The organism is Methylovorus sp. MP688 (assembly GCF_000183115.1).
Classification (GTDB): domain Bacteria; phylum Pseudomonadota; class Gammaproteobacteria; order Burkholderiales; family Methylophilaceae; genus Methylovorus; species Methylovorus glucosotrophus.
In genome coordinates this window covers 1,733,845-1,748,026 of the sequence record NC_014733.1, presented here as the reverse complement: position 1 = coordinate 1,748,026, position 14,182 = coordinate 1,733,845, and the positions used below count along the sequence as shown (strand labels likewise).

Below are 14,182 nucleotides of genomic sequence, written 5' to 3'. Positions count from 1 at the left end.
TGAGAATATACGTATGAACCAATCCATTCCAAAAGTAGGCTTTGTTTCCCTGGGCTGCCCCAAGGCATCTTCGGATTCTGAGCGCATTCTCACACAACTGCGCGCTGAGGGCTACAGCATTTCTGGCTCCTATCAGGATTCAGACCTGGTGGTCGTCAATACCTGCGGCTTTATTGATAGCGCAGTGCAAGAATCACTCGATGCGATTGGCGAGGCGCTGGCAGAAAACGGCAAAGTCATTGTGACTGGCTGCCTCGGGGCGAAGGCGGATGTGGTGCAAAACGCGCATCCCAGCGTGCTTGCCGTCACCGGGCCGCATGCGCTGGAAGAAGTGATGACCGCTGTGCATGCCAATCTGCCCAAGCCGCATGATCCCTATACCGATCTGGTGCCGCCACAAGGCGTGCGCTTGACGCCCAAGCATTACGCTTACCTGAAGATCTCGGAAGGCTGCAACCACCGCTGCAGCTTCTGCATTATCCCTTCCATGCGTGGCGATCTGGTGAGCCGCCCGATAGGGGAGGTGATGCAGGAAGCGGAAAATCTGGTCAATGCCGGTGTTTCCGAACTGCTGGTGATTTCGCAAGACACCAGCGCGTATGGCGTGGATGTCAAATACCGTACCGGCTTCTGGAATGGTCGCCCGATCAAGACACGCATGACCGAGTTGGCACGTGGTCTGGGTGATCTTGGCGTATGGGTGCGCATGCATTATGTCTACCCTTATCCGCATGTCGATGAAATTATCCCGCTGATGGCCGATGGCTTGATCCTGCCTTATCTGGATGTGCCGTTCCAGCATGCCAGTCCACGCATCCTCAAGGCAATGAAACGTCCGGCAAGCAGCGAAAACAACCTCGCGCGTATCAAGGCTTGGCGTGACATCTGCCCGGATATCACTATTCGCAGCACCTTTATTACCGGCTTTCCTGGCGAGACTGAAGAAGACTTCCAGATGCTGCTGGATTTCCTGCAGGAAGCAGAGCTGGACCGTGTTGGCTGTTTTGCCTATTCCGCTGTTGATGGCGCTGCCGCAAATGCTTTGCCAGATGCGGTGCCTGAAGAGCTGAAGCAGGAACGTCTGGCGCGTTTCATGGAAGTGCAGGAAGCGATCAGCGCAGAGAAATTACAACGTCGGGTTGGGCGCCTGGAAACCGTGCTGGTGGACGAAGTCAATGGTGATGAGGCGATTGCGCGTACCATGTCCGATGCGCCCGAAATCGATGGTGTGGTGTATCTGGCCGATGCGGAAGGCTTGAATCCTGGCGATCTGGTGGAGGTGCAAATCACCGATGCCGATGGACACGATCTCTGGGGCGGTCCACCGGGCTCGATTTGAGGAACAGGTAATTCTTGATCAGTGAAGACTATGGTCAGGGATTACCGAATAAATCCGGCATGATGGGATGCGGGCGCTCGGAGTCTGCCCGCTCTTCCAGAAAGTCCAGTGTGTAGGGACAGCGCGCTGGTTGTTTGATCGCCTTACGTTTTTTGCCGGTTTTTTCGGTATTGACGTAGGGTGTCTGACTCACCCGAATGTAGCCTGCGGCGAGCAGTTTTTGCGTGGTGGTTTCGAACAGGCTGAGAGGATTGTCGATGTTTTGCAAGGTGATGTTGTTTTTGCTCACCTTGAGCACGTTATACATCACGAATTTGCTGGATGTCTGCTTGCCGTAGATTTCACCCTTGCAAATCTGGCCAGTCTGAAAATCCATAATCGTTCCTGAAGTGCTGTTGAACGCATGATAACGGCATTGCAGGGCCTACACAAGCTTGTCTTGCGCCAGTAACAGCTTCCCCGCCTGGTCAAATGGCAGTGGCTGACTGAACAGAAAGCCCTGCATTTCATCACAACCGATACTGAGCAGGAAATCGCGTTGCCGTTCGGTTTCAACGCCCTCTGCTACCAGGTTAATACCCAGGTTATGGCCCAGTGCCACAATCGCTTTCAGAATAGCCTGATTTGCCGTGTCACTTTCCAGCCCCATGACAAAGCTGCGATCTATCTTGAGATTATCAATCGGGAAGTGTTTGAGGTAACCCAGACTGGAATAACCCGTCCCAAAGTCATCGATGGCAAGTTTTATCCCCAGACCTTTCAAGTCGTTCAACACCTTGATGAACTGGGGTGAAGTGTCCGCCAGCGTGCCCTCGGTGATTTCCAGTTCGAGCAGTGAGGGCTTAAGCCCCGTCTCTTGCAGCACGCGCGAAATATTGCCGACAAGGTTACTCTGCTGAAACTGTCGGGGAGAGACGTTCACTGAGACTGGTACGTCATATCCGGAAAGCTGTGACAAGGCGATGCTTTCCATGCAGGCTTTTTCTAATACCCATGAGCCGATCTGCTCGATTAGGCTGCTTTCTTCCGCAATCGGAATAAAGCGATTTGGCGAGATCAATCCTTGCCTGGGGTTATGCCAGCGGATAAGGGCTTCAACACCGGTAATGCGCTGCGTACGCAAATTGAGTTTGGGCTGGTAATGCAGGTGAAATTCGTTGTGCCCCAGCGCGTTGCGCATCTGATACTCCATCTCCAGTCGCTCAACCAGAATGGAGTTCAGCTCGCGTGTATAGAACTGGAAATTATTCTTGCCTTCCTGCTTGGCCTTGTACATGGCCGTATCTGCATTTTTGAGCAGTGTTTCGCTGGTCTTGCCGTCGTCCGGGTACAGGCTGATGCCGATGCTGCTGGTGACGGTAAAGTCCTTGCCTTCGATGCTGCAGGGCTCGGAGGTCAGGGCCAGCACGCGTTGCAGTGTCTGGCTGAGGGCATCCATGCCGTGAATATTGGACAGCAGCAGGACAAACTCATCCCCACCTGGCCGGGCAACCGTATCACTGTCTCGTATGCAGCTTTCCAGGCGGCGGGCCATGGCGATCAAGAGCTGATCTCCGATAAAGTGTCCCATGCTGTCGTTGATGTCTTTGAATTTGTCCAGATCCACAAAGACAACGGCAAGCTTGGATGCCGTGCGATCGGCATAGCTGATGGCCTGTAACAGCCTGTCCTGCATTAGGGTGCGGTTGGGCAGGCCGGTCAGGTCATCATGCGTGGCCTGATATTCGATCAGGGCGTTATAGCTTTTGCGCTCGGTAATGTCTTCTACCGTGCCTTCAAAATAGAGCAGCTTGCCTTCGTCGTTACGAACGGCGCGGGCATTTTCCGAAATCCAGATGGTGCTGCCGTCGCGGCGATAGATTTGCGACTCGAAATTGACTACCCGGTCCTCAAGTTGCATCAGCGTGAGAAATGCCTGGCGACTTTCGGGTTGCACATAGAGCTGCTGGGCAATATTGTTCAGACTTTGAATGAGTTCTTCCGGACTCTCGTAGCCATAAATTCGCGCGAGAGCGGGGTTGGCATTGATGTACTGCCCGTCTTGACTGGTCTGGAAAATACCTTCGATTGAATTCTCGAAGATGTTGCGATAACGGCGTTCCGCTTCCTGCAGGGCTTGTTCGTTCAGCTTGCGTTGCGTGATGTCCTGGATAAAGCCTTCCAGTGCCTCGACTTGCCCTTGTGGATTGAAAATTCCGGTTCCGCGCTCATTCACCCAGCGGATTTGACCGTCTATCGTCATGATCCGGTATTCAATTTCAAAACGCTCACGCCGGGATAATGCATCATCGACAGTGTTTCTGATGCGAGCGCGATCCTCAGGTAGGGTCAGCTCTTCAAAGCTGGTGCGACCGTTATGCAGCAGTTCGTCGGGGCGATAGCCTGTCAGATCAAAACAGCCATCGCTGATGAAAAGCATCGTCCAATGCGCATCGACCAGACAGCAATACGCCATGCCCTCCATGTTTTTCAACAGGGAGTCCAGTATGTGCTCCCGGTGCTGGAGCCAGTTGCGTATAAATGCACTCACGCTGGTAGTATAGTCTTCGACTTTACTATGATGAGCTAAGCTGAGTCGCATGGTCTTGGTTAGTCATGAGCTTGATGTTTGCAGAGATGCCAATAAGTCTTAATAACAGCATAGCTTTTAGCAAGGATCAGGCCAGAAAGCAGGGCACTGATATGAGGCGTTCTTGTTCTTTAGAGCTGGCCTGTCGTCCCTGATATGCCATATTTCGGTGCGCAAAAATACATGTTTGCACCCTAAATATGCTTGTTTATGCGTTTTTGTTCTTTCGACGCAACTTGACGTGCGTGCGTATGAAATCGGTTGTTTGTTGGCGTCGCTCGCTGCCTTCAGGATCTTTAATCCACATATGGAGGAGGCCGTTGAAAAAAAGATAAGTGTCCATCGCGTATTCTTCAGGCGTGCAACTCGTATCCAGCAAGTCGAGTTCCTGGGCACGCTGATAAGCACGCTCGATGTTACGTGAGATATTGGAACAATTGTTGGCTATCTGTTGTAAAACTTCTGCGAATTCATCAACATACTCACATTTGATCATCATGATCTCGTAAGTCTGTCGTGTCTCGCTACTGTCATTTAGCACTTGTATGGTTTCGGTCAGGAAACGTTCTATATTAAGCAAAGGGTCTTCTGCACCCTCAGCGGCTTTAAGCAAGGTGTCATCCATGCGGTCTATCAGGGGGAGGAACACACGCTCACGCAATGCCAGAAGGATTTCGGTTTTACTGTCAAAGTGCCAGTAAATCGCCCCGCGCGTCAGGCCTGCCTGAGCAGCAATTTGCTCCATGCTGGTTCTGCTGACACCTCGAACTAGAAACACCTCGCGTGCCGCATCAATAATGCGTTGGCGGGTGATAGCAGCATCTTCTTTGGTTTTGCGTACCATATGACTTAAGCTTATAACCTTATATAAAATGGGGTTTACATACAATCATGTTTGTATATAATATACATACATTCACGTATGTAAGTCAAGAATCTTTGTATATTAGACATGGAGTTACAGATGACAGCCATCAATTTTGATCGGGGAAATAAAGGTATCGGCAGTAAGTTCCAGGCATCCTTGCTGCTGGCACTTATGGCTGGAGTAGCAGTCAGCGCATGTAGCAAGGGTGACCAGAGTGCTGCTCAACATCAAGGTGGCGCCATGCCAGTCACAGTAATGGAGATGCAGCCCACCACCGTTCCCATTACGGCAGAAGCTGTAGCTCAGACCGAGGGGGCTAAAGAGGTTGAAGTGCGTCCTCGTGTGGGCGGTATCCTGCTCAAGCGTTTGTATCAGGAAGGCGAGTCTGTAAAAGCAGGTCAGCCTATGTTCCTGATTGATCCTGTGCCTTATCAGATAGCTCTGCAGCAAGCGCGTGCCGAGCTGGCACAACAGAAAGCCAAGATTGAACAGACACGCCGCGAAGAGGCGCGTTTGCAGAACTTGTTGTCTACCCAGTCGGTAAGTCAGCGCGAGTACGACAATGCCGTATCTGACAACGCAGTGGCCAATGCAAATCTTATGGCGGCCGAAGCTGCTGTTCGCCAGGCTGAATTGAATCTTTCCTACACCACGGTAACCGCACCGGTAAGTGGTGTTTCTGGCCGTTTCCAGTTTTCTGAGGGCGCGCTGGTAGAGGCCAACTCAAGTCTGCTGACTACGTTGGTTCAATTGTCCCCTATCTGGGTGCGCTTCAGTTTCTCTGATAACGAACTCGCTCAGCTCGGTGGTCGCTTGACTGAGAAAAATGTGAAGCAGGTTAGCGTCGTATTGCCGGACGGCAGTGAATATCAACAGAAGGGCAAGCTCAACTTTGCTGCCAGCCAGATTGATCCTACCCTGGGTACCCAGCAATTGCGTGCCACCTTTGATAATGAAGATCAACGCCTGCTGCCTGGTCAGTTCGTTCGTGCACGTGTAACCACCGGTCAGCGCGACGGCGTATTTATCGTGCCTCAGGTTGCCGTTGTGAATGTGCAGCAAGGTAAGATCGTCTTTGTGATCAATGAAAAGAACGAAGCTACTCCACGTCCCATCGTGACGGGCGGCTGGCAAGGGCAGGGCTGGATTGTGCTCAAAGGACTTAATGCAGGGGACAAGGTCGCTATTGATAACATTATCAAGCTGCGTCCAGGCGCCCCAGTAAGCCCTCATCCACAAGAAGCAGCACCGGCAGGTGCGCCAGGCGATACTCTTGCGCCTGAGGCTCAACAAAAACCCAAGCAATCCTAAGCGGGAGACGTCATGACCAGATTTTTCATCACGCGCCCGATCTTTGCGTCGGTGCTCTCCATCATTATTGTGCTGGCTGGTTTTGCGGCAGCGATGAAGCTGCCGATTGCCCAGTATCCGCAAATTGCGCCGCCTACCGTTATCGTGACGGCGACGTATCCTGGTGCCAGTGCCGAAACCCTGTCCAAAACAGTTGCTGCGCCTATCGAGGAACAATTGAGTGGCGTGGAGGGCCTGCTGTACTTTCAGTCCAGCGCCGACTCCAGCGGCACGCTGACCATTACTGCCACGTTTGAAACCGGTACGGAAGTGGATCAGGCGACTTTCAACGTCAGTAACCGTGTGAATATCGCTTTGCCGCGTTTGCCAGAAGACGTCCGTAGAACCGGCGTTGTCGTGCAGAAGCGTTCCAATGATATTCTGATGGCGTTGATGCTGATTTCGCCCAGCAAAAAATACGACCCACTGTTCCTCAGCAACTATGCCACCCTCAATGTGGTGGATGAGCTGAAGCGCATCAAGGGTGTTGGTGACGTTACCATTTTCGGTTCCCAGGATTACTCCATGCGCATCTGGCTCAAGCCTGACCGCATGGCCCAGCTCGGCGTGACTACGACCGATATTTCAACCGCGATACAGGCCCAAAATGCCCAGTACGCCGCTGGCAAGATCGGTCAGGAGCCGGTCGTTGGCCAGCAACAGCTTGTGTATACCGTGACCGCCAAAGGTCGTCTCGTTGAGCCGGAACAGTTTGCTGACATTATTGTGCGATCCAATGGCCCGCGCGGCACTTTGCGCCTGAAAGATGTGGCGACTATTGAGTTGGGCGCCCAGATGTACAACGTACGCACCTCGCTGGATGGCCAGCCCGGTGTTGGTATTCCGGTGTTCCTGCAGACCGGTGCCAATGCGCTGGATACAGCCAATGCCATTAAGGCGAGAATGGAGGAGCTGAAGCAGCGCTTCCCTGAAGGCGTGGACTATGCCATTCCTTATGACACCAGCGATTTCGTGAAAGCATCTATTGAAGAAGTCGTGAAGACGCTCGGTGAAGCCATGGTATTGGTGGTGCTGGTGGTGTTCCTGTTCCTGCAAAACTGGCGCGCGACGCTGATTCCAATCATTGCCGTGCCGATTTCGCTGGTAGGTACCTTTGCCGGCTTGTGGATATTCGGCTTCTCGATCAATACCTTGACCCTGTTTGCCATGGTGCTGTCGATTGGTATCGTGGTGGATGATGCCATTGTGGTGCTGGAGAATATTGAGCGCTTGATGAGCGAAGAAAAACTCTCGCCAGTCAATGCTGCCATCAAATCCATGCAGCAGGTATCGGGCGCAGTGGTCGCGATCGTGCTGGTGCTGTGTGCGGTATTCGTGCCTGTTGCGTTCATGGGGGGCATTGCCGGTGAGCTTTATCGCCAGTTCGCGGTAACTGTGGCAGTTGCCGTCGTGATCTCGGGCATTGTGGCGCTGACGCTGACGCCCGCCTTGTGCTCACTGATATTGAAGTCTGTGCATGAAGAGTCACGCTTCTTCCGTCCGTTTAATCGCGGTTTTGAAAAGCTGACCAACTTCTACACAGGCACGGTCAATCTGACCCTGCGTCATACCATCATTGGTGCCATTGTGTTTGCGGGCATCGTGGCTGGTGCAGCTTTCCTCCTGTACAAAGTGCCTGGCAGCTTTGTGCCACCGGAAGACCAAGGCTATGTGATTGCAGCGACTATTCTGCCTGATGGCGCGACCCTGACGCGTACCAGCAACACCACGGAAGCGGTGCGTGCTGCGATTGCCAAGGATCCTGCCGTACGCAGTGAGTTTGCCATCAATGGTTTTGACCTGATCGGTGGCGGTAACAAGACCAGCTCCGGCACCATGTTTGTCCGTCTCAAGGATTGGGATGCTCGTACCACGACTGCAGATGAGATCGTCGGGAAACTGATCGGCATCGGCATGATGCAGCCTGATGGTCTGGCGATTGCTTTCAATCCGCCTGCTATTCGTGGTTTGGGTAACTCGGGCAGCATGGAGCTTTACATTCAGAGCCGTGGCGATTCAGACCCATTGCATCTGTCTGCCGTGGTGAACAATCTGATTGATGACCTGAAAAAAGAACCAAGGCTTGCTGGCATCAATACCTTCTTCCGCCCTACGGTTCCTCAGTTGTTTGTTGAGGTGGATGAAGCCAAGGCAATCAGCCAGGGTGTGCCGATTTCGGATGTCTACGCCACATTGCAAAGCACCATGGGTTCGCTGTACGTGAACGACTTTAACCGCAGTGGACGTACTTATCGCGTGCAATTGCAGGCAGAGGCAGCTTACCGCATGAAGCCTGAAGACCTTGGTCGCGTATATGTACGCTCCAATGATGGCAAGATGGTGCCTTTGTCAGCCTTGAGCACTACCCGAGAAATCGTGGGCGCAGAACAGCTGGAGCGTTATAACGGTTTGCTGGCGGCGAAAGTGCTGGCGGGTGGTGCACCGGGTGTGAGTTCGGGCGATGCCATCAAGCTGGTGGAAAAAATTGCGGCACAAAGCCTGCCAGATGGTTACCAGATGACATGGACCGGTCAGGCCTATCAGGAAAAACGGACTGGCTCGGCTGCTATCTATGCCTTCAGTTTCGCCATCATCATGGTGTTCCTGATCCTGGCCGCGCAGTTTGAAACCTGGGCCTTGCCTCTGGCTGTGATCATGGCCGTGCCATTCGCATTGGCGGGTGCCTTGCTGGCGGTGCTGGTACGCGGCATGCCTAATGACATCTACTTCCAGATCGGTCTGGTGACGCTGGTAGGTCTGGCCGCGAAAAATGCGATTCTGATCGTGGAATTCGCCAGCCAGAAACTGGAAGAGGGCTTGCCTGTGGCACAGGCTGCTGTTGAAGCCGCCCGCTTGCGGTTCCGTCCTATCGTGATGACGTCCATGGCCTTTGTGCTGGGGATTGTGCCGCTGGTATTTGCCAGCGGTGCCGGTGCGGCTGCCCGGCGCTCCATGGGGACGGGCGTATTTGGCGGCATGCTGCTGGCCACCTTTGTTGCTACGGTATTTATCCCCTTGTTTTTCACATGGTTGACAGGAACGCAGAAGAGAAATAATTCTGCACAAGAACAGAAGGAAATTGCATGATGCCACGCTTGAAACTGACCTATATCGCTGTATTGGCCGCCATACTGCTGCCAGGCTGCGCCATGATGGGCCCTGACTACCAACGGCCCGAGATGCCCGTGCCAGCCAAGTTTGCCGAGCAGGCCGATGCGACCAATCAAGCTGAAATCTCCCGCACCTGGTGGCAGCTGTATAACGATCCGGTATTGAATGACCTGGTGGCCAAGGCTCTGGCCAACAATACCGACATCAAGCTGGCGGTAGCCCGGGTGGAAGAGGCGGATGCCTACCTGCGTGAAGTAGGCGCGGCGCTTTTCCCGCAGATTGACCTGAACTCCAGCGCTACGCGGTCGCGTATTACCCAGCTGGGTGCAACCCCACTGCCTTCAGGCGTGGATCCCATACGCGAAAACTACAATATTCGCCTTGGTACATCCTTTGAGTTGGACTTCTGGGGCAAGCTGCGTCGTGCCAAGGAATCTGCACGTGCGCAAGCGATGGCAACCCACTACGCTCGCGATACGGTAGATTTGTCCTTGCAGGGCCTGGTGGCCAGCAATTATTTATTGCTGCGCAGCCTGGAGTCGCAGATTGCCTTGTCACAAGACAGTCTGCACAGTCGCCAGGAAAGCCTGGCATTGACGCAACGTCGTCTGGAGGGGGGCGTGTCCTCTGCGCTGGATGTGCATCAGGCGCAAGTATCGACCTCCAATCTGACCGCGCAGCTGGCTGACCTGGTGCGGCAGCGTGCCATCGTGGAGCATCAGCTCGCCGTGCTGACTGGCGATCTGGCCTTGACTATTCCTGCCGCGGATTTCAATCAATTGCCTACACCGCCCGTTCCACCGGTCGGGCTGCCGTCCAGCCTGCTGGAATCACGGCCGGATGTTCGTCAGGCCGAACAGAACATGATCGCGGCAAATGCCAACATTGGCGTAGCCAAGGCGGCCCTGTTTCCTACTATTTCGTTAACAGCGAATTATGGTGGCGAAAGTGCCGAGCTGGGCGATATCCTGAAATCCGCCGCCCGTATCTGGACTGGTGGTCTTAGTCTGAATCTGCCTATCTTTGATGCAGGCCGGTTGAATTCGCGTGTCGATCAGGCCACGGCGCAGCAAAAGCAAACCCTGGCATCTTACGAGAGTGCCATTCAAACGGCGTTCAAGGAAGTGAACGATGCTTTGGTCAATCTGCGTCAGCAGTCTGAACGCGAAGCCGCGCTGGAAGCGAGCAAGGAGTCTTCCAAGAAGGCATTGGATATCGCAGAAAACCGCTACAAGGCAGGCTACTCTGGCTACCTCGATGTGCTGGATTCGCAACGGGTTTATAACGATGCAGCGTTGGCCTATGTGCAGAGCCGCCAGGCGAGACTGACTGCCAGTGTCGATTTGTTCAAGGCGCTGGGTGGTGGCTGGAAAGCCGGTGACAAGTAAACCTGCTTTTACTTAAGCCTGAGTCAGGCTACTGCAGCCTACACGTAACCAGTCGTGACGTCCTTCCAGTACGGTTTCCAGCCGCTGGAAGGATTTTTCATTCAGGCTGCGGATACGGTAGCTGACATCTGGCAGAAAGCGACTGCGCGGTACCAGTAGCGTGGGTTCCCCTGCCAGGCCTTCCTCAGGGGGCAGGTAGAGGCTGGAAAACTCTGGCAGGCTCTCGGACAAGGCACCGTTAGTGAGGACTGGGTTAGTCTCCTGCATATTGCTGAGTGCCACCCAGCGAGCATTGCGCGAGATAATCTCGACGCCAATATGTTTCTTGCCAGAAGCCAGCACGCTGACATTTTTGATAATGCCAATGATGCCAGCGTCTTTTTGATCCTCCATCAACAGGATCACGATCATCCCGGGGGACAGCGAGGTCTCGCTGTCTTTCTCCAATGTTGCCCCATAGCCTCTGGGGCTCATGTCAGTCACCGTCCAGCGCAGGTTTTTCAGGCTGGGCTCAGGCGCCGAAAATGTGGTGCTTCGTCTCACGCTGTGCTTGGCCAGCCGTTCTTCCAGTGGAGCGGCATTCTCGGTCAGGTAGGCGTTCTGCAATGCCAGCTTGTCGGCCCTGGTGCGCAGATGCATGCAGATGGCATCCAGCCCCAATATGACCCGGGTGCCCAGCAGGGTCGATTGACGCTCTTCCTTGCGGCGCTGGCGGCGATAGCCGTTTTTTGACCAGTCAAACTGAAGCTGCTGCAACAGAGAGCTCAAATGCGGATTGTTGGCAAACTCTGAAAGCCCGAGCTTGGCCATGGCTTGCGGCAGATTCTGGCTATGGCTGAGCAATTCAATCCTCATCGACAGGTCATCTGTGGACCAGTAGCGATACTCAGGAGAGGGTTCTAGCGTGCGCATGCGGCGTGCACCGCGGTCTTTGCGCAAATCGATGAAATAAAAATGATGCTGTTCTTCGTAATGATCTACCACTTGTACATTACGCAGCAGCTTGGTCAGTAGTTGCCACGTCAGTTCAATTTGTATCCGGTTCATGCCAGATTGGTTGATGGAATCCAGCATGCATATCTGGGCAAACATGGTTGCCAGCGATTTTTCCGGGCAATCTGCATAAATGGACAAGGGCGTGGATGTCAGCCCAAGACGCTCTGCCAGCCGGTATACCTGAAACATTTGATGCCATGCGGCGGCAGGGACGGCCTGTTGCTGAAAGTAGCGCAGTTTGATCATGCAGAGGCCGGCATGCAATGCGCGGCCACACATCAGGCTGATCTGGTAGGGCGAGGATTCGGGTGGAGGAATGTTGTTCGGCGGTAATTTGAGCTGCTGGAGTTCAATCTGCTGAACATAACTCAGGAAAATCTGGCGCTGATAATAATAGCCGCCTTCGGCAATCCGGCTTTCCAGTTCGGGACGCAGCTTGTCGAATCGCGCATACTGGTCCAGCAGTTTTTCCAGCCGCGGATGGTTGGCTTCATCAATATGCAGCAATGCCAGCTGTGCTGCCCGGTCTGTTTCGTTATATCCGGAAAGAAAGCGCGTGCTGGCCTCCAGGGCGGCAATATCATCCAGCGCGTGCAGTTCGCTCAGAAACTGACGATGCCCCGCGTCTGTAGTGGCTTCTTTTTTTGTGATCAGTCTTCTAATAATGGACTTCATTCACTGTGCCTACCCTGAGTTATAGCCGCCCAATATGGATTTTTTATGCCATTCGGGTTTTATTGTAGCCACAATTGCACTCAAATAATACCAAGGCGAGATTTATTTGCGGCGCTTATGCCGAGGGAATGGAAATGTCGCTATTCAAGGATCTAAGTCCTTGCCTTATCTTGCTAATCAAGGCGGAATATTAGCCTCCGCCAAGTACATATAAGGGGAATTGAAAAGGGCAGGCATGATAAAATCGCTCTTTTCATTTGATTGATCGTTTTCCATGACAGTACGTACCCGTTTTGCTCCCAGTCCTACCGGTTTTCTGCATATCGGCGGTGCCCGTACCGCCTTGTTTTCGTGGGCATATGCCCGCAAGCATGGCGGCAGTTTTATCCTCCGGATTGAAGACACCGATGTGGCTCGTTCAACCCCGGAAGCCGTGCAAGCCATTCTGGATGGCATGACCTGGCTGGGACTGAGCTGGGATGAAGGTCCGTTCTACCAGATGCAGCGTATGGACCGCTACAAGGAAGTGATTCAGCAGTTGCTGGACAGCGGTGACGCGTATTACTGCTATTGCAGCAAGGAAGAGCTGGATGCATTGCGTGAGCAACAGATGCAGCAGGGTATCAAGCCGCGCTACGATGGCCGCTGGCGCCCTGAAGCGGGCAAGGTCTTGCCTGAGCCTCCTGCAGGCGTGCCGCCTGTCGTGCGTTTCAAAAATCCGCAAACAGGCGCTGTGGTCTGGAATGATCTGGTCAAGGGCGAGATCCGTATTTCCAATGAAGAACTGGATGACTTGATCATTGCCCGCGCTGACGGTACCCCGACCTATAACTTCTGTGTGGTGGTGGACGACTGGGAGATGGGCATTACCCAGGTGATTCGTGGCGATGACCATGTCAACAATACGCCACGGCAGATCAATATGCTGCAGGCCCTGGGCGCGCAGATTCCCCAATACGCCCACTTGTCGATGATTCTGGGCGACGATGGACAAAAATTGTCCAAACGCCATGGTGCAGTCAGTGTCATGCAGTACCATGAAGATGGGTATTTGCCTGAGGCGGTATTGAACTATCTGGCCCGTTTGGGCTGGTCGCACGGCGATGATGAAGTATTCAGCATGGAGCAGTTTTGTGCATGGTTTGACCTTGACCACATCACGCCATCTGCCGCCCAGTTCAATACGGAAAAGCTTAACTGGCTGAATGCGCATTACATCAAGCAGGCGGATATCAGCTTGCTCGCAGCCGATATTCAACAGCGCCTGACAGCGCTGGGCGTTGATACGGCAAATGGACCTGACCTGGCGGGCGTCATTGCCTTGTACCGTGAGCGCAGCAATACGCTGAATGATCTCGCAAGCAGCATTGCCTATTTTTACCGCAAGCCTGAGACGGATGCGGCAGCGGCTGAAAAGCATTTAACAGTTGATGTGTTGCCTATGCTCGCCGGCATGGCAGCAAAGCTTGAGAATATTGCGTGGACCACGGAAAGTATTCATGACGTGATTCAGGCGACGGTATCGGACAATGGCCTCAAGTTTCCCAAGATTGCCATGCCTTTGCGGGTGATGGTAACCGGAGGGGCGCAGTCGCCAAGTATCGATGCTGTCATGGCGCTGCTGGGTAAGGATGAAACACTGTCCCGTATCCGGGAAAGTCTCACCACAAGCGGCAAATTTTAAATTTTTGAGAACAATTTGACTGCCTCGCAGTCGTAAGGCCATGGTCGGCAAAGTAGATAAAGTTTAGCGAATTTTCTACAGCCTACTTGTAGGTGTGAAAAACATCCCCAACTAGACATACGGGAATCTGGAATTCATCCCAGCTTTCACTAGATTAGCTAATTTTTTTCACGTAGAGTTTGCTTGAATAATTAAACTCCCG

The 14,182-nt window shown here is 53.3% G+C and carries 9 protein-coding genes; 5 read left to right on the top strand and 4 right to left on the bottom strand.

The features are described from left to right. Positions 1-13 precede the first annotated feature (13 nt). Entirely contained in the window at positions 14-1,339 is a 1,326-nt protein-coding gene (rimO, locus tag MPQ_RS08350; protein ID WP_013442477.1) for a 30S ribosomal protein S12 methylthiotransferase RimO, read from the top strand. A 34-nt stretch (positions 1,340-1,373) separates the two neighbouring features. Here rimO and MPQ_RS08345 read toward each other — a convergent pair whose 3' ends face one another. The 3 genes from MPQ_RS08345 to MPQ_RS08335 form a co-directional block, all read right to left on the bottom strand. Next, positions 1,374-1,715 (bottom strand): hypothetical protein, encoded by a 342-nt coding sequence (locus MPQ_RS08345; protein WP_013442476.1) that lies wholly within the window; start codon positions 1,713-1,715, stop codon positions 1,374-1,376. A 48-nt stretch (positions 1,716-1,763) separates the two neighbouring features. Beyond that, positions 1,764-3,803 (bottom strand): bifunctional diguanylate cyclase/phosphodiesterase, encoded by a 2,040-nt coding sequence (locus tag MPQ_RS08340; protein ID WP_013442475.1) that lies wholly within the window; start codon positions 3,801-3,803, stop codon positions 1,764-1,766. A 313-nt stretch (positions 3,804-4,116) separates the two neighbouring features. Beyond that, positions 4,117-4,752 carry a TetR family transcriptional regulator gene (locus MPQ_RS08335; protein ID WP_013442474.1) on the bottom strand — a complete coding sequence of 212 codons (636 nt, stop codon included), beginning with the start codon at positions 4,750-4,752 and terminating at the stop codon, positions 4,117-4,119. A 120-nt stretch (positions 4,753-4,872) separates the two neighbouring features. Here MPQ_RS08335 and MPQ_RS08330 point away from each other — a divergent pair, with 120 nt between their 5' ends. From MPQ_RS08330 to MPQ_RS08320, 3 genes are read left to right on the top strand one after another with little or no spacing between them, the layout of a single operon-like run. Further along, positions 4,873-6,087 (top strand): efflux RND transporter periplasmic adaptor subunit, encoded by a 1,215-nt coding sequence (locus MPQ_RS08330; RefSeq protein ID WP_013442473.1) that lies wholly within the window; start codon positions 4,873-4,875, stop codon positions 6,085-6,087. 12 nt (positions 6,088-6,099) lie between these two features. Further along, the gene (locus MPQ_RS08325; RefSeq protein ID WP_013442472.1) at positions 6,100-9,213 is read left to right on the top strand and encodes an efflux RND transporter permease subunit; all 3,114 of its coding nucleotides are present in this window, start codon (positions 6,100-6,102) and stop codon (positions 9,211-9,213) included. Then, entirely contained in the window at positions 9,210-10,625 is a 1,416-nt protein-coding gene (locus MPQ_RS08320) for an efflux transporter outer membrane subunit (RefSeq protein WP_013442471.1), read from the top strand. Before MPQ_RS08325 ends, MPQ_RS08320 begins: the two co-directional genes overlap by 4 nt. Positions 10,626-10,637: 12 nt before the next feature. On the opposite strand, the gene MPQ_RS08315 is transcribed toward MPQ_RS08320, so the two are convergent. Continuing rightward, positions 10,638-12,296 (bottom strand): hypothetical protein, encoded by a 1,659-nt coding sequence (locus tag MPQ_RS08315; protein ID WP_013442470.1) that lies wholly within the window; start codon positions 12,294-12,296, stop codon positions 10,638-10,640. A gap of 274 nt (positions 12,297-12,570) precedes the next feature. Between MPQ_RS08315 and gltX the strand changes: the two genes are divergently transcribed. Beyond that, positions 12,571-13,980 (top strand): glutamate--tRNA ligase, encoded by a 1,410-nt coding sequence (gene gltX / locus MPQ_RS08310; RefSeq protein ID WP_013442469.1) that lies wholly within the window; start codon positions 12,571-12,573, stop codon positions 13,978-13,980. Positions 13,981-14,182 lie beyond the last annotated feature (202 nt).

Coding starts and splice junctions, on each gene's coding strand:
- rimO (WP_013442477.1), top strand. CDS start 14: ATGAACCAATCCATTCCAAAAGTAGGCTTTGTTTCCCTGGGCTGCCCC.
- MPQ_RS08345 (WP_013442476.1), bottom strand. CDS start 1,715: ATGGATTTTCAGACTGGCCAGATTTGCAAGGGTGAAATCTACGGCAAG.
- MPQ_RS08340 (WP_013442475.1), bottom strand. CDS start 3,803: ATGGAGGGCATGGCGTATTGCTGTCTGGTCGATGCGCATTGGACGATG.
- MPQ_RS08335 (WP_013442474.1), bottom strand. CDS start 4,752: ATGGTACGCAAAACCAAAGAAGATGCTGCTATCACCCGCCAACGCATT.
- MPQ_RS08330 (WP_013442473.1), top strand. CDS start 4,873: ATGACAGCCATCAATTTTGATCGGGGAAATAAAGGTATCGGCAGTAAG.
- MPQ_RS08325 (WP_013442472.1), top strand. CDS start 6,100: ATGACCAGATTTTTCATCACGCGCCCGATCTTTGCGTCGGTGCTCTCC.
- MPQ_RS08320 (WP_013442471.1), top strand. CDS start 9,210: ATGATGCCACGCTTGAAACTGACCTATATCGCTGTATTGGCCGCCATA.
- MPQ_RS08315 (WP_013442470.1), bottom strand. CDS start 12,296: ATGAAGTCCATTATTAGAAGACTGATCACAAAAAAAGAAGCCACTACA.
- gltX (WP_013442469.1), top strand. CDS start 12,571: ATGACAGTACGTACCCGTTTTGCTCCCAGTCCTACCGGTTTTCTGCAT.